Here is a 19,536-nt window from a genome sequence, read left to right as displayed (position 1 = left end):
AAAAATTATGTAAAGAAAAAGACGATTTGCATGAATCGTCTTTTTTAGCTCTGTTTGAACTAGTTAATTTGATTAATTGCCTGACCATCTTTAAAGAAAGACAAAACATTATTCGCAACTTCTTTAGACAAATTAAATCTAGCAATGTGAGTAGCTGAACCAACGTGAGGCGTCATGATCACATTATCCATTTCAACCAATTCAGGTCTTGGATGCGGTTCGTTTTCGAAAACATCTAAGGCGGCGCCTGCAATTGAACCATTCTTTAACGCAGCAATTAATGCATCCCCGTCAATCAACGATCCACGAGCAACATTAATTAAAAACGCTGTGTCTTTCATTTTCTTTAAAAAGTCTGAATTAACCAGATGATATGTTTCAGCTGTAGCAGGAGTATGTAAACTCACAAAATCAGCTTCTTTTGCCAAAGTATCTAAGTCAACATATTTAGCATCTAATTCTGCTGCAATTTGATCATCTACTTGATGACGATTATGATAAATAATTGTCATACCAAATGCTTTAGCGAACCTAGCAACTTGTTGACCAATTCGACCCATACCTACAATTCCTAAGGTCTTTCCTTCAATGGAGTACCCTTGGTTGTCGTACTCATCGGCATTTAAAAAGACGCCTTCACGCAAAGCATGGTCATAATAATGCAATCTACGAGCTGATGCCATAATCATTGTCCAGGCAAGTTCCGCCGTTGGACGCAACACACTCTTAGGGCAATTTGAAACAACTATTCCTTTTTCTTTAGCGTATTCAACATCAACGTGGTCAAAGCCAACGCCATAAGTTGAAATTATTTTTAAATTTTTCGCAGCATCAATCATTTCTCGATCAAAAGCCATCTTTGCTACGATCACACCATCATATTCTGCAATATGATCAAGCACCCACTCACGATCATCTTCTGGTCGATGTCCTACTGGACCGATATCAACTTGACAAATATTTTTTAAATCAGTTAAGGCCTCATCTCTTAAGCCACCTAAAACTAAAACTTTTGCTTTATTCATTATTTTTAGACCTCTATTCAATTTTCATCTTAAAGTAAAAATACCACTATTTGAAAGAGAAAACATCTACTTTAATATTTTATTGATTGCAACTGCAACACCGTCGTGGTCACAATCAGCCGTAACTTCGTCAGCATGTTGCTTTGTATATTCAACAGCATTTCCCATTGCGATACCTAATCCAGCATAAGTTAACATCGGCATGTCGTTTGCTTGATCGCCTAGGGCCATCACATTACTTCGATCTATTTTTAAGTAGTCACATAGTCTTTTCAGGCCAGTCCCCTTATCGACACCGGCAGCGGTTGCTTCATAATAAAAAGGCTCAGTCTTTGAAAATACAGCTCGATCTTTCATCATTTCAAATAAAGGAGATTCTATTTTCTCATCTAAATAGTCTGGATCATCAACATACATACATTTGATGATTGGTATCTGCTTCATTTCTTCTTGTGTACGATATGAGACTTCTAATTTTACGACCCGTGAATTATAAATTGTATAATGTCCCAAATCACGGTTAGCTGTATAAATTCGATCTAACGATACGCTATGAAAATGTAAGTTTAGCTTTCGCGCAATTGTCTCTAAATCTACATAATCCTCATATTTTAGCCCCTGTTTGAAAATAACCTGCCCCGCGGTTGATTCTACAACTGCACCATTAAAACTAACTACATACTGATTTTCTTGGCCATTAAGCCCTAATTCATCTAAATAACGTTGAGCACCTGACAAAGGCCGACCTGTGCAAATTACGATTTGCTTGCCTTGTTTTTGAGCAGTTAAAATTGCTTTTTTAACTGCTGGTGTAATCTCCTTCTTAGAATTAACTAAGGTTCCATCAATATCTATCGCGATTAGTTTAATTTCTTCCATTACCTTTTCCCTTAAAACAAAGAAAGCACCGCTTATGCGATGCTTCTATTAAACAGCCATGGTCTGCGTATTTTCTTTTAACTTGACCAAATCAGCCATATCATCAGCACTGATCTCAAAATCGATGTTCAAGTTTTCCTGCATTTCTTTAACATTATCACTCTTCGGCAAAACAATACAACCTAGCTGTAAGTCAAATGATAACATTAATTGAGCTGGACTAACATGATACTTTTCAGCGTAAGTCCTGATTCTTGGATCCTTTAACAAACGACCATGTGCAAGTGGAGAATATGCTTCAATCTGAATTCCTAAATTTTTACAGTATTTCATCAAATCAGTTGGCACATTTCCTATATGAACTTCGATTTGATTAACTACTGGCTTAATTGAGCTGTTATTAACAATGTTAGCTACGTCTTCTTGTAAAAAATTTGAAACACCAATTGATCTAACTTTACCGGCTTTAAGTGCTTCTTCCATTGCTCTCCAGTTTTCCAGATTGCCTTCAAAGTGACGATCATTAATTCTATTCACTTCAATCCAAGGTTGTGGTGAATGAATTAACAACATATCAATATATTCCAAACTAAATTGATCTAAAGCGTCATCAATTGCTTTTTTTGTACCTTCATAGTCTTTAATCGAAGTTGGTAATTTAGTTGTTAAAAAAATATCACTACGCTCAACATCAGAGTTCCAAATACCTTTTCCCACACCACTTTCATTGCCATAGTCTTTAGCAGTATCGAAAGCACGGTAACCAACATTAATCGCTTGACGAATTACTTTTCGTACATCATCGTTATTAATTAGCCAAGTTCCTAGTTGAATTCGAGGAACCTCTACTCCGTTATTGAGCATTAAAGTTTTATCAGAGTACATATATACACTTCTACATTTTACTAATATGTCTCTGTTTCTTAATTCCTGTATTTGTATAGCTAATAATAATTATTAAACAATAATTGTTTTTTTCAGCTATCTGTTAATAGCATACAACAAAATTGTTGCAAATCCTATACATACATTTTATTTTTTGTGGTTCTGTTATATTTTCTAATTAAAATAGTAGCATCAATCAATGCTGCTGGGTTTATAAAGATTATCAAATAATTTATTTTATTATTATTCTATACAAAATTAATATTTTCGTATAAAAAAAGAAAGGGCTGATGATGTCCTATCAACTCTTTCTCTTCAGTCTCTTAATTCCCAACACCTATAATACCAGCATTTATCATTTAAACAAGGATAAAAAACATCTTTTACTTACTAAATATTATTTTTAGTTTTCACATTATAGTTTTCATCACATTTTTAAAAAGCTTAGATGTTATATTACAAAATGATTACAAGAGAAATATAGATCATATAGTTCACTATTAGCTATATGCAAATACTATATTTTTTGAGCAATAAGCTGCAACAATTTTTGAGCAATCTTTCGCTTACTCATTTTAGGCCATTTCTTAGTTGACTTATTTTTTTGTAAAATCGTTACCTGGTCTTCATCATTGCCAAAAACATTTTTAGAAACGTCATTTGCTACAATCATATCGGCACCTTTTGAAGATAGCTTTTTTGCAGCATTTTGTAGCAAATTATTCGTTTCTGCCGCAAAGCCGACAACTATCTGCCCTCGCTGCTTGTGGCTAGCAACTTCGCGTAAAATATCTGTCGTTTTAACTAAAGTTAGAGTCAAAGTTTGTTGATCAGCTTGCTTTTTTAATTTATGATCTGCAACTTGTTTCATGCGCCAATCTGCTACTGCAGCAGCCATAATTAAAACGTTACTATGCTTAAATTCTTTTTTGACTGCAACTAACATTTCTTCGCTACTAGAAACATGAATTAATGTAATCCTAGGATTTTGTGGCAAAGGCATACTTACATTACCATATATTAGCTTTACTTTTGCTCCCATCGCTGCTGCTTCTGTAGCTAAGGAAATGCCCATTTTCCCACTAGAGCGGTTACCAATAAAGCGGACGGGATCGATTGCTTCTTCAGTACCACCAGCAGTAATAACAATATTTTTTCCTTGCAAAACGTTCTGTTGTTCAGTGAAATTTTTGATCCACGCCACAATTGCTCCTGGCTCTGGCATTCGTCCTTTAGCAGCATAGCCTTCTGCCAGCATCCCTACTGCAGGCTCCATTATTTCTACACCATGTTCTTTCAGAAAAGCTATATTTCGCTGTGTAGCTGGATTATTCCACATTTGGTCATTCATGGCTGGTACAACCAATTTAGGTGCACTTGTAGCTAAAATTGTAGTGCTAGCTGCATCGTCAGCAATTCCCGTTGCCATTTTAGCAATAAAATTTGCAGTCGCTGGTAAAACCAGAGCTAACTCTGTCCAACGCGCTAGATGAACATGTGGTATGCTAGACTCATTTTCCTTGCTCCATAAATCATCCAAAACAGGATACTTTGTTAAAGCAGCCAGTGTATTAGTAGTTACAAAATGCTCTGCATTTTTAGTCATTACTATTTGAACTTGATGACCCGCTTTTTCTAAATCGCGGATAACGTTAACTGCCTTATAATCAGCGATTCCACCTGTCATATAAATTGTTATTCGACTCATTTTACCATTCCTCGTCATCTAAACTTATTTTTATTTTATCATTGTCCACTTAAATAGTAGAATATTGTGTTGGGAGTTATATTTGGAAAAAAATTGAAAAATATGCAAAAACTACTTTTACTAACTATATTCTTACTTAGCTTATCGGCCTGCACTAAACCACAATCATCCTCTGTACCACGTGATAAAAGTGCCACTACAATCAAGATTGTTGATAGGAAGCTTGAGTTGCATCAGCCCACTAAAAGGCCACTTCAACCTTTAAATGGAATTTTGCCTCATTGGCTGCAAATGCCAGATAAATCTCAGCCTAAGCCAGCAATTTATACTAATTTGAATACTGTTCTTAAAAACAAATAGGGAAATGATTAGTTTCATCTTCCCTATTTTTTGTTCAATTTACAAGTTGCTTTAAAAATAGTTGTTTTATATTCGCAAATTGCAATAATAAATTGAACACTTTTGGTTAAGCTGTTTGATAGATTTGATCCAGTTCTCTTTCAAAGATTTCATCTGGTGTATGATAAGCCAATATCTTTCTTGGCAATGAATTGCACCAAGTTTCAATGTTAATGATTTGTTGGAGAGAGTAGTTATGAATATAGTCACCTTTAGGAATGAATCTGCGAATAAGGCCATTATGCCTCTCTACAGTGCCTTTATCACAAGAAGTATATGGATGAGCATAATAAACTAGTGATTTGGAAATATCTTCCAGCTGAGATAGATCCGCAAATTCAGAACCATTATCAGTCGTAATAGTTTTAAAGATATCGTTCCAATGCTCGCTGTATTGCTTGCGCAGACTTTTAAAGGCATTCATTACACTGGTAGCTGTTTTATCTGGGATTTTAATAATTAGGAACTCACGGCTCATGCGTTCAGACAAAGTTAGCAGCACTTCGTCGTCCTTGGTCTTATGGCCTAAAACAAGATCACATTCCCAATGCCCAAACACATCACGCTTATTAACTTCCTGTGGTCGTTGTTCAATACTGCGGCCCAGCTTCTTCTTGTTTTTACGAATGCGATGAATTTTGGTATTGCGCTTGAGTTTCTCTGGCAAATCATAGTTGTGGATGCTTAGCAGACCTTGATCGACATAATTATAAAGCGTCCTGGTGCAGACAATATCGCTGCTGGCAAATTCACCCACAGCAGTGCAGCGATTACTGCAGACATCGAGTGACCAGCCATCTTCAAAGAAGTGCCGTTGAACGTAATCAATAAATTTGTGCTTTTTGAGAAAGGCAGATTTTCGACCACAGTGCTGACGATGGTTTTGATAAACGCTTTGGCCTTGCTGGGCTTTATAACGTTTGATATTGCCGTGATACAGCTTAACGGTTCCTCGCTTAATCTCATAGTGAATTGTACTAGGAGAACAACCGATTTCTCGTGCAATGGAGCGTAAAGAGCAATGATCTTTCAAACGAGTTTGAATAATGACCCGTTCTTCGAGCGATAAATGAGTTCCTTTTTTGCGCTTGTCCATGATAGAATGTAGTGAGTCCATTTTGACCTCCATAGATGTTTTTGTGGTTATTAACATTCTATCAAACAGGTCCAAATGGACTTTTATTTTCTACAAAGTGTTCAAGTTAATTTTACAATCGGCGGTTGTTTTATATTAATGAGTAATTTAAAATTTATATAATACAGAAAGGAACTTTATATATGCCAAATTTATCCAGTGATTTAACTTCAACTATTAATGAGAGACTAAACAACTTGACCGCATCTAAAATTCGAGCATTTGACCAAAAGGTCTCTGAAATTTCTGGGATTATTAAGTTAACTATTGGTGAACCTGATTTAGCGACACCTGATCATATTAAAGATGCCGCAATTCGTGATATTCAGGCTAATGATTCCCATTATGCTCCTCAAGCTGGTAAGCCAGAACTACTTGAAGCTATTAGCAATTACCTTGACCGCTCAATTGGTGTACATTATGATCCAAAAAGTGAAATCTGTGTCACTGTCGGTGCAACAGGTGCATTAAATGATGTCTTTATGACCTTGCTTAACCCCGGTGACAAAATTTTGGTTCCTACTCCGGTTTGGGCTTTATACTTTCAGCTAATTAAAATGACTGGAGCAATCCCTATTCAAGTCGATACTAAAAAAGATGACTTCATCTTAACAGCTGAACATTTACGTCATGTTCTCAATGGTCGCGGTAAAGGTGCAAAGGCAATTATTTTAACTGATCCTTCTAATCCAACTGGCCGCGTTTATTCTGCCACAGCTCTCAAAGCCTTAGCAGATGTCATTAAGGAATACAAAATCTTTTCTGTAACTGATGAAATTTATGCAGAACTTGTTTATGGCAAAGCCAAACATCACTCACTTTCTGAATACATCCCTGACAGAAATATTTTGATTTCCGGTTTATCCAAGGCTTATGCTATGACTGGCTGGCGTTTAGGCTATATTGCTGCCCCTAAACAAATCATGAAGAGCATCCGCAAGATTAATTCATTTTTAGTTACTTCAGTTACTGATAACGTTCAAATAGCTGCTGTCGAAGCCTTAAACAATGGTCAAAACGATCCTAAAAAAGCACGTGAAATCTACGAAGCACGTTTAAACTTTATGCAATCTGGCTTAGAAAAGTTGGGCTTTGAAATGGCCACACCGCAAGGAGCATTCTACATTTTTGCTAAGATCCCCGAAAAATATGGCACCAATGATGAACAATTCGCTTTTGAGCTGGCTCAAAAAGCAAAAGTCGGTGTCACTCCTGGTCGCTACTTTGGCAAGGGCGGTGAAGGTTATGTCCGTCTTTCTTATGCATCATCAACTGAGCAATTAAAAGAAAGTTTAGCTCGGATTAGTAATTTCGTTAATAATTTATAATTCAGATAAAAAAATAAGTGATCTCAATCAAAGCGAGATCACTTATTTTTTATTATATTGATTTATTACTTATCCCAAGTTGAATTTTCTGCAGCATCTTCAGCAGCCATCTTTTCAAGACGCTCTTCAGTTGCCTTTACACTGTCTTGGTACTTTTCCTCAACTTCGATCCCCAAGTCAGCTAATTGTTGATCAGCTACTGGAGCTGGAGCATGCATCATTGGTTCTGAAGCAGAAGCATTCTTAGGGAATGCTGAAACGTCACGAATATTATCCTTATCAGCAAGCATCATTGCAAATCGATCAAGACCGATAGCTAAACCTGCGTGAGGTGGGAAGCCCATGTCCAAAGCATCCATCAAGTAACCAAATTGTTCATATGCACGTTTCTTAGTGAAACCAAGTGCCTTAAACATATTTTCTTGAATTGAGCGCTTGTGGATACGGATTGAGCCACCGCCCATCTCATCACCATTCATAACAATATCATAACTACGTGCGTGAGCCTTATGAGGTTCAGTAGTTAGCAACTTAACCCCTTCATCATCTGGCATAGTGAATGGGTGGTGAGCTGCTACCCAACGGCCAAGTCCTTCATCGTATTCAAATAATGGCCAATCAACAACCCAAACAAAGTCATAAACACCCTTAGGAACAATACCAGTTTCTTTGGCAAATTCACGACGAAGGTGGTCAAGTGAATCACAACATACCTTCCACTTATCAGCTACGAATACTACTAATTCGCCGCCTTCAAGATCAAATTCCTTCTTCAAAGCTTCTTTGTTCTCATCAGTCAAGAAGCGAGCAACAGGGCCTGAAAATTCGCCATCTTCAAATTTAACCCAAGCCAAACCTTTAGCGTGGAAACGTTTAATAAAGTCAGCCTTCTTGTCAATCTTCTTACGTGAGTATTCTTTTGCACCATTTTTAACAGCAATTCCCTTAACAAAACCGCCATCAGCAATTGCACCGGAGAAGACCTTAAAGTCACTATCCTTGAAAATTGGGCTTAAGTCATGAATCAACATACCGTAACGAGTATCTGGTTTGTCACAGCCATACTTGTTCATTGAATCAGTCCAAGTAATTCGCTTAATTGGAGTTTTAAGATCAATGCCCTTGACATCTTTCATAATTTTCTTCAAAAGACCTTCAGTATAACTCTGAATAGTTTCTTCATCAGCAAATGACATTTCCATATCAATTTGAGTAAATTCTGGTTGGCGGTCACCACGTAGGTCTTCATCACGGAAACAACGAGCTAACTGGTAATACTTGTCAAATCCTGCACCCATTAAAAGCTGCTTGAACAGTTGTGGTGATTGTGGCAAAGCGTAGAAACTACCTGGATAGATTCTTGATGGTACTAAGTAGTCACGTGCACCTTCAGGTGATGACTTACCTAAGATTGGAGTTTCAATATCAATAAAACCATTTTCATCAAAGAATTCATGAGTAGCACGCAAAATCTTTGAACGTAAAATAATTGCTTGTTGAACTTCTGGACGGCGAAGATCAAGATAGCGATACTTTAATCTAGTTTGTTCTGAGACTTCAATTCCATCTTTAATTTCAAATGGAGGGTTCTTAGCCTTGTTTAAAATAATGATTTCAGTTGCATCAACTTCAACTTGACCAGTCTTCATGTCAGGGTTAACTTCTGAACGCTTAACAACTTTTCCCTTAACTTGAACAACATATTCATTACCAAGTGAATCGGCAATATCCATTAACTTCTTACCAGAATCTTTGTTAACAACGATCTGAACCAAGCCTTCACGGTCACGCAAATCGATGAAAACCAAGTTACCTAAGTTACGTACACGTTGTACCCAACCATAGAGATTTACATCTTGACCGATGTATTTTTCAGTAATATTGCCACAATAATCTGTTCTTTTTTCGATCTTTTCCATTGTTACTAGTCCTTCAATTCATCCATTATTTTAGTCATGTTATTTAGATCTTCAAGACTTAAATCGATTGTCTTGCCATCAGCTAAACGTTTAATATTCAAAACGCCGTTCGCCAGTTCCTTTTCACCTAAAGTAATAACATACTTAGCACCTTCACGATCTGCCTTCTTGAATTGGTTCTTTAACTTCTTCTGATTGACATCAAAGTCAGCTTCAAAACCTTGATTACGAAGGCTACGTGCAATTTCAATTGCCTTTTGTGCAGTACCGTCACCAATATTAGTAATAAAGAAATCAATACCGCGTTTCTCGAATAATGCAGGATTTTGCTTTTCAAGCACCAACATCAATCTTTCTTCGCCAATCCCGAAACCAACGGCTGGAGTAGCGGGTCCATTGAATTCTTCTACCAAGTGATCATATCTACCACCACCAAGAATAGTAGTTGCACTTTCCCATAAGCTCTTATCTTCAACCATAAATTCAAAGATAATTCCAGTATAGTAATCAAGTCCGCGTACTAGATCATCATCAATTACATAATCAATACCAAGTTGATCTAGCATCTTCAAGATTGCTTCAAAATTAGCTTTTGAATCGTCATCCAAAAATTCACGAATCTTAGGTGCCTTAGGCAAGAACTTCTTATCACGTTCATCTTTAGAATCTAAAATACGCAATGGATTATCACGCAATCTTCTTTGTGAGTCTTCTGATAACTCATCTTTCAAAGGAGTGAAATAATTAACCAAAGCATCATGATAATCTTGACGTACTTGCTCATTCCCCAAAGTGTTAATGTGAAGTTGGTAATTCTTAACGCCTAACTCACCCAATAAATCATGTCCCATCATGATTGTTTGTACATCACTTAATGGGTTGCTTGAGCCAAAGCTTTCTACCCCAATTTGGTGAAATTCACGTTGACGACCGGCTTGTGGTCTTTCATATCTAAAAGTTGATTCCATATAAAAAACATTAAATGGCTTAACAACTTCTGGCGCATACATCTTGTCTTCTACATAAGCCCGCACTACGCCAGCTGTTCCTTCTGGGCGAAGGGCAATATGGCGACCACCCTTATCATCGAAGTCGTACATCTGTTTTTCAACGATTTCTGAACTATCGCCACTTGAACGAGCAAAGATTTCATAGTTTTCAAAACTTGGTGTGCGAATTTCACGATAATTTGCGCGATTGAAGAAATTTCTGGCAGTTTCTTCAACTTTTTGCCATGAACCAGATTGATCAGGCAAAATATCAACTGTTCCCTTAGGTTTTTGAACTCTCATTTAATCATCCTTTTTATATTTTGATAACTTGATTAAAAATAAAAAGCGCCCTTGAACTTAATCAAGGGCGCTTAGATTAGCACGGTACCACCTTTTTGGTTGCTGCGATTAACGCTCGCCAAACGATCCATTATCTGTTAAAGGTGTCACAGACCGCGATCTATCTACTCTCTCACCACAACGAGCAGTCTCTTTGAATAGATCATTGCTAATCTACATTCTTTGTCATCGATAATTCTTACTTAGCTTATATTTTTCTCAAGACATTGTCAACCTTTGCGGTCTCATTTTTTCGCTAAAGATCTAACACAATCGTGAATGGACCATCGTTTTCTAAACTAACTTGCATGTCAGCCCCAAACTCACCAGTCTCAACGTGGAAACCGTCATTTTCTAGTTCTTGATTAAAGTCTTCCCAAAGTTCTTTCGATCTTGGTGGACGCATCGCATCAACAAAACTAGGACGGTTGCCTTTTTTAGTATTTGCCATCAACGTAAATTGTGATACCGACAAAATTTCTCCGTTAACATCCTTTAAAGACAAGTTAGTCTTCCCCTCCTCATCTTCAAAAATACGCATTTTAGCTATTTTATCAGCTGCTTTTTTGATTACTGGCAATTCATCACCATTTTTGATGCCAACTAATAATAAAAAGCCTTTACCAATCTTGCCCACAGTTTTACCGTCAATATCTACTTGAGCATGATTTACTCTCTGAATTACAACTCGCATTAATTATCTGACCTCTTAGTTTCGTATACGTCTGGAATATCACGTAATTTACTCAAAATTTCATCTAGTTGATCTGCATTCCGTACAGCAACTGTGACATACATATGTGTAACATTATCTTCGTTTACTTTACCAGAGATATTATTAATATTCTTAGTAAGTGAGTTCAACTTATTAATAACGTCACTAAGCAGATTGGAACGATTGTAACCAAAGACTTCAATATTTGCATTAAAGGATTGAACACTATTTTCCTCAACATTTTCCCATTCAACATCAATTAAGCGGCCTTGTTCTTCAGCTTCTTTGGTGATATTACGGCAATCTGTTCGGTGAATAGTTACACCGCGACCTTTAGTTACATACCCAATAATCTTGTCACCTGGAACTGGATTACAACACTTGGCTAAATGAAGCATTAAGTCACTAACGCCTTGGATCATGACGCCATTTTTATGCTTAACCTTCATTGTAGTATTTGAATTCTTCTTAGGTTGTTCTTCTTGAATTGCTTGTTGTCCAGAATTCAAAATCTTTTCTTCCAGCTCTTTTTGTTTTTGATTTTCTTCCTCACGGCGCAAATCAACCGTCAAGCGATTAACCACTGCTTGAGCAGAAAGATCACCAAAGCCTACTGCCGCATATAGTTCATCTGCAGTGTGATAATTAAAGTGCTCTAATAGCTTTTCAATTCGATCCCTGGCCATAAATTCTTTGGGTGAAAGATCCTCATCGCGCAACATGTCAGCAATCAATTGTTCACCATGCCGGATGCTATCTTCTCTATCCTGACTTCTGAAGTAGCGTCTAATCTTGTTGCGCGCTCTTGAAGTCTTCACCATGTCAACCCAGTCACGCGATGGCGCAGCATTAGTCTGTGTCATAATTTCAATAACATCGCCATTGCGTAATTTATAGTCCAAAGGAACTAATTTGTTATTAACTTTAGCTCCAACAGCATGACTACCAACTTGAGTGTGAATTGCATAGGCAAAATCTAGCGTAACCGAACCTTTAGGTAGTTCATATACTTCACCTTTAGGCGTAAAAACATAAACTCTGTCTGAAAAAATATCACTTTTAACAGACTTCATAAATTCACCGGCATCTTTAGTTTCATCCTTTAATTCAAGGATTTCTCTTACCATATCCAGCTTTTCACCAGAGGTACTTTGCTCAACACCAGTAAAATTACCACGCTTATAAGCCCAGTGTGCAGCCACACCATATTCAGCTACTTCATGCATTTGTTCAGTTCTAATCTGAATTTCTAGTGGACGACCACCAGGCCCAATAATGGTTGTATGGAGTGATTGATAGCCGTTAACCTTTGGCATAGCAATGTAATCCTTAAAACGACCTGGCATTGGCTTCCATTCAGTATGAACAGCACCCAAAACAGCATAACAATCACGCACATTTTTAACAATTACACGTACGGCCAATAAGTCATAAATCTCATCAAAATCTTTATGCTTATTAACCATCTTTTTATAGATTGAATAAATATGCTTCGGACGACCATAAATTTCATACTTAATGCCTAATTCATCTAGAGTCTTCTTCAAAGTCTTGATTGTATCGGCAATATATTTTTCACGCTGGCTTCGCTTGACATCCATCAAGTTAACAATGCGGTAATAGGCTTCGGGATTTAAGTAGTGGAAAGACATATCTTCTAGTTCCCACTTAATTGTCCCAATACCTAGACGATCAGCCAGCGGTGCATAAATATCCATTGTTTCGGAAGCAATACGCCGCTGCTTATCAGGTCGTAAGTGTTGCAGAGTATGCATATTGTGTAAACGGTCAGCTAATTTCACCATAATTACACGTAGATCTTGAGCCATGGCAATCAACATTTTACGGTGATTCTCAGCTAAAAATTCTTGATGAGACTTGTACTCATATTTGTTTAACTTGGTTACACCATCAACAATAAAAGCTACATCTTCACCAAATTTTTCCTTCAGCTCATCATTTGTAACTGGGGTATCTTCCACTGTATCGTGCAAAAAGCCCGCTGCAACTGTATCAGGATCTAAGCCTAATGTAGCTAAAGTTCCAGCCACTTGCGTTGGATGAATAATATAAGGCTGTCCAGACGCCCGTTTCTGTCCAGCATGAGCTTTATTGGCAAATTCATATGCTTTTTCAACAAAGGCCACCTGGTCATTATTCATATACTTTTTGCAGGTATCAATTACCTGATCATGCGTCATTTCAATGTATTTGGACATTATGATCATCCCCTCTAGCGGTAAATATTTTTATTCATTAAGCCAAAAGCTTCAATTATTAAGTAAATTAAACCAAACATTAAATTATACAAAGCAAAATGTGGCAACATTGCTAAGCAGAAAAGCACAGGTAACAAGAAAATCCACCACTTGGACAGGTTAAGTTTAATAATTAAATTGCCTAGATGGTATGCAATGATGCTGTTAATAATAAAAAACAGAATTGCTTCTCGCCACACTACCGGCACACGGCAAATGCTAAAGATATACGGCAAAATCATTACCAAAATACTCCACCAGACAAGTGACATCCAGCGATGAGAATTCAACTTCCTGACAATTGGAATTGCTTCGATTTTATTTCCTAGTTTTTTCATTAAAAGATTGTGCCTCTCATCAAAGTTTAATTTAATTGATAATATTTTACCATATTTATTTTTCTTTTCTAGTAATTGCTAGTCCAATCCAGCGACCTTGACGCATGTTTAAATCGACCTTAAAGCCATTCTCGTCTAGAGCCTTTTCAATCTTAGGCAATTGCAGGTAGTCAATTCCAGAAAAGATAACTTGACCATCGTCGTTTAAATGACTATCCATTTGTGGAATCAAGTCTAGTAAAATTTCTGCCAAAATATTGGCAACAATGATGTCAAACTTGCCTTTAACATCAGCTAACAAACTAGTCTTTTGAGTGTGAATATTATTAATATCGTTTAAGGCTGCATTTTGTTTAGCTGCAGTCATTGATTCATCTGAAATATCTGTGGCTAAAACGTCAGTTGCTCCTAATTTTGATGCAGCAATTGCCAAAATACCGGACCCTGTACCAACGTCCACTACATTCATTGGCTTAACCATTGCTCTCTCTAGGCCCATCATTGCTAATTGAGTAGTTTTGTGATTTCCTGTACCAAAAGCTAAGCCTGGATCAAGCTTAATTAATTGCTGGTCCTTAAAAGCGGGGTTGTAATCTTCCCATTCAGGCACAATTGCCAAGTGACGTGAAAAATCAATCACGTGATAATACTTTTGCCATGCCGTGTTCCAATCTTGGTCCTTAATGTATGAAGTTGTAATTTTGGCATCCCCTACATCTAGGCCATAGCTCTTCAATTCCTTTAACTTATCTTGGAATTTTTTTACTAATGCGTCTTTATCTGCTTCTTCATCAAAATAAGCATAGAAATATGTATCCTTAGGTAAGTCTTTAATGTCATCCATTTCAACTACAGTAGAATCATGCAACCAGCCTGCTTGCTCAAAGTCGCTACGCTTTCTTGATTCAATACCCAATGCATTCAGATTATCTAAAGCAAAAACGCTCAAAGCGTCTTCAACTTCATGACTAGTATCAATTTTAATAATTAGTAATTTCATTAATATTATCTCCTTTGGGATTTTCTTTGCATAATGCTATCATGATAACAGGTGATAAATATGTCAAAGAAGAAAAATAAAAAGAACAAACTCGAAAAAACATTGGTCGAAAAAATCTTAGACCAAAATAAAATCAAGTATCGTCAAGCTCAATTTGCTGTCTCCGAAGATAAAGGCGGAGTTGCACAAATGAACACTTCTATTTTAGAAGACAAAGAGCGTTTAGTCTATAAAACTCTCGTCTGCGAAGGAAATAAAACTGGTCCATTGGTTGGTGTCGTACCAGTTACTGAACATTTAAGCATGAAAAAATTAGCTAAAGTTTCTGGTAACAAAAAATGTGAAATGCTTCCCTTAAAGAAATTAGCCAAAACAACTGGTTATGTACATGGCGCTAATACTCCTATCGGAATTTATTTTAAGGAAAAGTTTCCTATCTATTTGGATGACTCTATGCAAGGAAATCCTGAAATTGGTGTTTCTAGTGGTGAAGTTGGCCGCAGTGTCTTTTTGAACCCAGAAGACTTAGCCAAATTCTGCCATGCTCCTTTTATTGATCTAAAAGAATAAAAAGCGCTTACAATTTATTGCGTTATTCTTCTTCTTTTGTGTTATAGTAAATATATGTACCGCATACAGAATATAACAATTACATAGAAGAAGATGACAAAAATGAATATATTGTTAGGAATTGTTGGCTTTGTAGTTGCCATGATCGCTGCCTTTGTTGTTACGGCATTAGCAATTGCCAAGTAAATAAAGCGAAAAAATAATAACAGATTTAAAATGACGTGGTTTGATATCACGCCGTTTTTTTTCTATATAATAGTTATTTATTATCAAATTATAAATATTTAATATATAAGGCCAAACTATTTATACTAAAAAGAAAGCATGATTAATTAACAATCGCAAACTAAAAGAGACAGACCAAAAATCTGTCTCTTTTTTCTACCTTAATTTATTTAATCTGCATGTCTCCACTTCTTATCAGTTAAGATACGTGCAGCTAAAAGACCTAATGGCAATGCCACGACAATCATCAACGCTTCTACGATCCAATAAGCCCCGATATTAATATTCGTGATTCCAAAGTTAAATACAGCTCGATACATGTAAAGACCAGGCACCATAATTACAATTGATGGAACAGTAATTGCAATTCTTGGAAAACCAACTTTTTTCCTTACAATACTTGCTAATAGACCAGCTGTTAAAGCACCAATAAATGCTGCCAAAGCTGGAGCAACCTGAGCATAATCGACTAAGCTAAGACGTAATGTATTTGCCATTGCTCCCATTACCGCGGCTGTAGCTGCCATTTGTGGTCGACTGTTAAACATAATTGAAAAACCAAACACCCCACAAAAGCTAGCCAGCAATCGCAAGCAGGTTAACGTCCCTGGATCAATTTTTAACTTAGGCATAGATCCTGGATGCAAACGCAAAATTGTTGCTACAGCCCAGCCTGCCATCGTTGCAATTACGATAATTAAAATCGCATAAGTCAGCCGTTCAAGCCCAGAGCGCATATCTAACTTAGACATGTCCAATCCAGATGTAATAAATGGAAAACCCGGAATTACGAACAACATGGCACCAATATAGCCATAGGCATGATCATGATTAATGTGGAATAATATTTCTCCTACATGAAAACTCATAAAGTAAACACTGCAGGCTATGGCAACCGCAACCGCAATCTTGGCTACCAAAGTTAACCTGTGCTTACCCATAATTGCTCTAATATATTGACCGCAAGCTGCACCCAAGAAAGCACAGATCACCTCAGGAAGACCGCCGCCTAATAAGAAAATAAAGCCGCCGCAGGCCAAGCCTGAACTAAGTCCCGAAATTAACGGAGAATACGCTGACTTTTGCTGAGAAATCTCCCGTAAGCGTTTATGAATTTGACCGATAGTCCATTCCCCATGTCCCTTTTCAAATTGCCGAACGAATTTTTCCATTTCATTCAACTTAGTCATATTCACACCTGTTGCTGGTAACGATAAAGTCTGGGAATATGATTCATTATCAACATCAAAACAGGTATATTCAATTGACACTAATCCAATATCCGTTGAACAGGTAATGCCCAAGGTTCTGGCAACCGTATCCATTGAATCACGTACTCGCCAAGCACCTGTACCACAGCTTAAAAGCATAATACCTACTCGACCTACAATCGAGGCCTTTTCAACTAATGTTGCATCCTGCGCCATCGTATTATCATCGCTCTTGAAAAATTCCTCCCACAGAATCTTCATATGATGTTTTTCTGATAAATGATGTTCTCGATCAATTTCACTCATGCTATTATTACTTTCCCTTACATAGTTCGCATAATTATAACTATTATATTCTACCACAGGAACTTCATCATAATTTTTTATATTTTAAAATTTGCTGCTCCTTTTTATTATTTTAAATTTATAATAGACATATAAGTTATTTTGAAATAAAGGATGATTTAAAGTGGCTCAATTAACTGATGAACAACTTGCTAACATTGCTCATGACTTTTACCTTAGTCAGCTTAATATTGCTGATATCTCACAAAAATATGATTTATCGCGATATTTAATCGCTAAAGCACTAGAAGACGCGCGTAACCGTGGAATTGTTAAAATTAAAATCTCGCGTGGAATCAAACGCAATCAGGTACTAGAGAGAGAATTTCAGAAAAGATTCAGATTAAAAGAAGCTTTTATTGTCGAAACTACCGGCAACCGCGATGAAAATAGTGAAGCCGTAGTTAACTTCGCTGCTAAACAAATTGAAACCTATCTAAAGCAAGCAAAAATCGCTGGTATTAGTTGGGGTGCAACAATGCATGGCGTGATCAACGACTTTTTTGAGCAGGACTTAGAGCAACTTTACTTTATTCAATTACTTGGTCAACCAATTAATTCTAACCGCAGGAAGAATCCATTGGCCCAAGATGCGGCAGAAAAATTGCATTCCCATAGTCTAAGTCTGCCAACCCCACTTTATATACTAAATCCAAAGATCATGCCTGCCTTGAAACATGAGCCTTATTTTAAAGTAATTGAAAATTGTTATCATCACTTAGACATGCTTTTCACTGGTCTTAGTACTTTCCAATCATTTCAAGCTAATCAATTTTTGAAAGAAAATTATGGACCTGAACTATTTAAAGACATTCCTGACTGCGATGTAGCTGGAATGATCATGGGACGACCATATAATATTAAAGGTGAATTTTTCCCTGACTTCGAACAACACATTTGTGGTATCAGCATGAATGACATTATGAAAACGCCAATTCGTTTTTGTGTCGTCCGCAATCGCTTTAAATCTGAGGCACTCCTTGGCGCCTTACGTAGCGGTATCATTACTCATCTAGTAACTAATGATGCAATTGCCCAACGCGTTTTGCAAAATATCGATTAATTCGCTAAAGTAATACAGAGATAGACTATTTATAATGAGGAGAAAAAATGAAAAAATCTAGATATGATTTATGGATTGGTGCACTGAACCTGATCAATTGTGTGTTATTCATTAGCTCTTGGTTTGCCATCCTTGGAGCTGACTTCACTGCTAGAATAGCTTTAATATTTTACTTATTTGCCTGGTTCGGCGTGATCCTTAATGCCGTTGCAGTAGTGCAATCGCATAACATGAATATCTCACTAATTGGGCCAATTTTAGGAGTAATTGGTAATGCACTATATGGCTTTACCGCTGCTCTAGCCTTACCTGCTGTGATTGTTAATATTATTTCTGCCTTCTTTATTTTTATGCAACATAGCAATAAAAAATAGAAAAAACAGCCAAAAACTGGCTGTTTTTTTCTATGCTAAAATTTGTTATGTACTGATTAACAATTACTAAAGTTGTATTTACAATGACTGGGAGGTGAGAATTATGGAGTTTAGAATTGATGAATGTATTCCAGATGTTGTATCAATGATGGCTTTGGCACAAGCAATTGCTAATTTTGACCTCAATGGTAAAAAGCCACAAGATGTGAACCTAGGAAGGATGGCAAATGTCTAAAGTTTTTCGAAATGACTTAAAAATAAAGGACATCCCTAATCAAATAAAACTTAGGGATGTCTTTTTTAGCCCAAATATGAAATTGCTACTTGTAATTGTGCCAGTTTCATTGCCGCCTGAGCCACATTCTTGCGATCAACATCAACAAAAATCTCACAGTGTTTTTCATCAAATTCATAACCTGACCCTAGCGCAATATCTTCCGCAGTTTCATATAACTCTTTATCTTCTTCATTAGGATCTAGCTTAAATAGAATTCGTCCGCCATCACTAACGCGGCAATGATCATCGGCTTCCTCAACCCAAACATATACGGTATCGCCATAAGAATCAATCATCATTGTGGCAATCTGCAATGTCCTATCGTCAACCCAAATTGTCTTGGTTACCTTAGCAACATACGAACCTATTTCATGGTTAATTTTCTTTAATTCATCCTGCTTCATTTTTTACCTCTAATTTATAAATTCTTTTCTTTAATATAAGGATACCCTCTTAGCAATTCTTCTACAAATTTATTAAATAGATTGAATCTCCCAATCAGCTTGACTGTTACCGCTTACTAATTATACCTTGTAAATATACTAAATTTT

At 36.7% G+C, this 19,536-nt stretch carries 18 protein-coding genes; 5 read left to right on the top strand and 13 right to left on the bottom strand.

Annotated elements, in window-relative coordinates; translation table 11 throughout:
- Positions 1-59: 59 nt before the first annotated feature.
- From CP367_RS01975 to CP367_RS01950, 5 genes are all read right to left on the bottom strand, one after another.
- Positions 60-1,025, bottom strand: a complete 966-nt coding sequence (locus CP367_RS01975; RefSeq protein WP_089147739.1) for an NAD(P)-dependent oxidoreductase — start codon at positions 1,023-1,025, stop codon at positions 60-62.
- 66 nt (positions 1,026-1,091) lie between these two features.
- On the bottom strand, positions 1,092-1,904 hold the full coding sequence (locus CP367_RS01970; RefSeq protein WP_057726531.1) for a Cof-type HAD-IIB family hydrolase: 813 nt from the start codon (positions 1,902-1,904) through the stop codon (positions 1,092-1,094).
- Positions 1,905-1,952: 48 nt separating this feature from the next.
- Positions 1,953-2,789, bottom strand: a complete 837-nt coding sequence (locus tag CP367_RS01965; protein ID WP_089145913.1) for an aldo/keto reductase — start codon at positions 2,787-2,789, stop codon at positions 1,953-1,955.
- A gap of 517 nt (positions 2,790-3,306) precedes the next feature.
- Entirely contained in the window at positions 3,307-4,497 is a 1,191-nt protein-coding gene (gene coaBC, locus CP367_RS01960; protein WP_089145914.1) for a bifunctional phosphopantothenoylcysteine decarboxylase/phosphopantothenate--cysteine ligase CoaBC, read from the bottom strand.
- A gap of 466 nt (positions 4,498-4,963) precedes the next feature.
- On the bottom strand, positions 4,964-6,013 hold the full coding sequence (locus tag CP367_RS01950; protein ID WP_089145915.1) for an IS30 family transposase: 1,050 nt from the start codon (positions 6,011-6,013) through the stop codon (positions 4,964-4,966).
- A gap of 161 nt (positions 6,014-6,174) precedes the next feature.
- Here CP367_RS01950 and CP367_RS01945 point away from each other — a divergent pair, with 161 nt between their 5' ends.
- Positions 6,175-7,359 carry an aminotransferase class I/II-fold pyridoxal phosphate-dependent enzyme gene (locus CP367_RS01945; RefSeq protein ID WP_005727617.1) on the top strand — a complete coding sequence of 395 codons (1,185 nt, stop codon included), beginning with the start codon at positions 6,175-6,177 and terminating at the stop codon, positions 7,357-7,359.
- A gap of 65 nt (positions 7,360-7,424) precedes the next feature.
- Here the strand turns inward: CP367_RS01945 and aspS are convergent, their stop codons facing one another.
- From aspS to prmA, 6 genes are all read right to left on the bottom strand, one after another.
- Positions 7,425-9,278, bottom strand: coding sequence for an aspartate--tRNA ligase (gene aspS, locus CP367_RS01940; RefSeq protein ID WP_060462156.1), 1,854 nt, complete (start codon positions 9,276-9,278; stop codon positions 7,425-7,427).
- 5 nt (positions 9,279-9,283) lie between these two features.
- Complete coding sequence (gene hisS, locus CP367_RS01935) at positions 9,284-10,570, bottom strand: histidine--tRNA ligase (protein WP_023488611.1); 1,287 nt, start codon at positions 10,568-10,570, stop codon at positions 9,284-9,286.
- 295 nt (positions 10,571-10,865) lie between these two features.
- Positions 10,866-11,303, bottom strand: coding sequence for a D-aminoacyl-tRNA deacylase (gene dtd, locus CP367_RS01930; RefSeq protein ID WP_005720133.1), 438 nt, complete (start codon positions 11,301-11,303; stop codon positions 10,866-10,868).
- Complete coding sequence (locus tag CP367_RS01925; protein ID WP_089145916.1) at positions 11,303-13,543, bottom strand: bifunctional (p)ppGpp synthetase/guanosine-3',5'-bis(diphosphate) 3'-pyrophosphohydrolase; 2,241 nt, start codon at positions 13,541-13,543, stop codon at positions 11,303-11,305. The genes dtd and CP367_RS01925 overlap by 1 nt, the downstream gene beginning before the upstream one ends.
- A gap of 14 nt (positions 13,544-13,557) precedes the next feature.
- Entirely contained in the window at positions 13,558-13,920 is a 363-nt protein-coding gene (locus tag CP367_RS01920) for a hypothetical protein (RefSeq protein ID WP_013086268.1), read from the bottom strand.
- A gap of 55 nt (positions 13,921-13,975) precedes the next feature.
- Complete coding sequence (gene prmA, locus CP367_RS01915; protein ID WP_089145917.1) at positions 13,976-14,920, bottom strand: 50S ribosomal protein L11 methyltransferase; 945 nt, start codon at positions 14,918-14,920, stop codon at positions 13,976-13,978.
- A gap of 60 nt (positions 14,921-14,980) precedes the next feature.
- Here prmA and CP367_RS01910 point away from each other — a divergent pair, with 60 nt between their 5' ends.
- A complete protein-coding gene (locus CP367_RS01910; RefSeq protein WP_005727610.1) occupies positions 14,981-15,490 on the top strand; it encodes an aminoacyl-tRNA deacylase in 510 nt (169 codons plus the stop codon).
- 395 nt (positions 15,491-15,885) lie between these two features.
- On the opposite strand, the gene CP367_RS01900 is transcribed toward CP367_RS01910, so the two are convergent.
- Positions 15,886-17,232, bottom strand: a complete 1,347-nt coding sequence (locus CP367_RS01900; RefSeq protein WP_065990891.1) for a threonine/serine exporter ThrE family protein — start codon at positions 17,230-17,232, stop codon at positions 15,886-15,888.
- A 163-nt stretch (positions 17,233-17,395) separates the two neighbouring features.
- Between CP367_RS01900 and CP367_RS01895 the strand changes: the two genes are divergently transcribed.
- The 3 genes from CP367_RS01895 to CP367_RS11115 all read left to right on the top strand — a co-directional run bounded on the left by CP367_RS01895 (position 17,396) and on the right by CP367_RS11115 (position 18,943).
- Positions 17,396-18,334 (top strand): sugar-binding transcriptional regulator, encoded by a 939-nt coding sequence (locus tag CP367_RS01895; protein ID WP_005720123.1) that lies wholly within the window; start codon positions 17,396-17,398, stop codon positions 18,332-18,334.
- A gap of 47 nt (positions 18,335-18,381) precedes the next feature.
- Positions 18,382-18,708 carry a hypothetical protein gene (locus CP367_RS01890; RefSeq protein WP_013086267.1) on the top strand — a complete coding sequence of 109 codons (327 nt, stop codon included), beginning with the start codon at positions 18,382-18,384 and terminating at the stop codon, positions 18,706-18,708.
- 103 nt (positions 18,709-18,811) lie between these two features.
- Positions 18,812-18,943, top strand: a complete 132-nt coding sequence (locus tag CP367_RS11115) for a hypothetical protein (RefSeq protein WP_005720118.1) — start codon at positions 18,812-18,814, stop codon at positions 18,941-18,943.
- Positions 18,944-19,008: 65 nt separating this feature from the next.
- On the opposite strand, the gene CP367_RS01885 is transcribed toward CP367_RS11115, so the two are convergent.
- Complete coding sequence (locus tag CP367_RS01885) at positions 19,009-19,389, bottom strand: DUF1828 domain-containing protein (protein ID WP_005720116.1); 381 nt, start codon at positions 19,387-19,389, stop codon at positions 19,009-19,011.
- Positions 19,390-19,536 lie beyond the last annotated feature (147 nt).

Origin of the sequence: Lactobacillus sp. UMNPBX16 (assembly GCF_002553775.1) — a bacterium.
In the GTDB taxonomy this organism is placed as follows: Bacteria; Bacillota; Bacilli; order Lactobacillales; family Lactobacillaceae; genus Lactobacillus; species Lactobacillus crispatus.
Note: the sequence above shows the minus strand (reverse complement) of the source record. Positions and strands in the feature narration are given on the sequence as shown.

Excerpts from the sequence above, each read along its gene's own strand:
- prmA (WP_089145917.1), bottom strand. The coding sequence starts at position 14,920 with ATGAAATTACTAATTATTAAAATTGATACTAGTCATGAAGTTGAAGAC.
- CP367_RS11115 (WP_005720118.1), top strand. The coding sequence starts at position 18,812 with ATGGAGTTTAGAATTGATGAATGTATTCCAGATGTTGTATCAATGATG.
- CP367_RS01920 (WP_013086268.1), bottom strand. The coding sequence starts at position 13,920 with ATGAAAAAACTAGGAAATAAAATCGAAGCAATTCCAATTGTCAGGAAG.
- CP367_RS01975 (WP_089147739.1), bottom strand. The coding sequence starts at position 1,025 with ATGAATAAAGCAAAAGTTTTAGTTTTAGGTGGCTTAAGAGATGAGGCC.
- CP367_RS01925 (WP_089145916.1), bottom strand. The coding sequence starts at position 13,543 with ATGTCCAAATACATTGAAATGACGCATGATCAGGTAATTGATACCTGC.
- CP367_RS01945 (WP_005727617.1), top strand. The coding sequence starts at position 6,175 with ATGCCAAATTTATCCAGTGATTTAACTTCAACTATTAATGAGAGACTA.
- hisS (WP_023488611.1), bottom strand. The coding sequence starts at position 10,570 with ATGAGAGTTCAAAAACCTAAGGGAACAGTTGATATTTTGCCTGATCAA.
- CP367_RS01970 (WP_057726531.1), bottom strand. The coding sequence starts at position 1,904 with ATGGAAGAAATTAAACTAATCGCGATAGATATTGATGGAACCTTAGTT.
- dtd (WP_005720133.1), bottom strand. The coding sequence starts at position 11,303 with ATGCGAGTTGTAATTCAGAGAGTAAATCATGCTCAAGTAGATATTGAC.
- CP367_RS01950 (WP_089145915.1), bottom strand. The coding sequence starts at position 6,013 with ATGGACTCACTACATTCTATCATGGACAAGCGCAAAAAAGGAACTCAT.
- CP367_RS01885 (WP_005720116.1), bottom strand. The coding sequence starts at position 19,389 with ATGAAGCAGGATGAATTAAAGAAAATTAACCATGAAATAGGTTCGTAT.
- coaBC (WP_089145914.1), bottom strand. The coding sequence starts at position 4,497 with ATGAGTCGAATAACAATTTATATGACAGGTGGAATCGCTGATTATAAG.
- CP367_RS01900 (WP_065990891.1), bottom strand. The coding sequence starts at position 17,232 with ATGAGTGAAATTGATCGAGAACATCATTTATCAGAAAAACATCATATG.
- CP367_RS01890 (WP_013086267.1), top strand. The coding sequence starts at position 18,382 with ATGAAAAAATCTAGATATGATTTATGGATTGGTGCACTGAACCTGATC.
- CP367_RS01965 (WP_089145913.1), bottom strand. The coding sequence starts at position 2,789 with ATGTACTCTGATAAAACTTTAATGCTCAATAACGGAGTAGAGGTTCCT.
- aspS (WP_060462156.1), bottom strand. The coding sequence starts at position 9,278 with ATGGAAAAGATCGAAAAAAGAACAGATTATTGTGGCAATATTACTGAA.
- CP367_RS01910 (WP_005727610.1), top strand. The coding sequence starts at position 14,981 with ATGTCAAAGAAGAAAAATAAAAAGAACAAACTCGAAAAAACATTGGTC.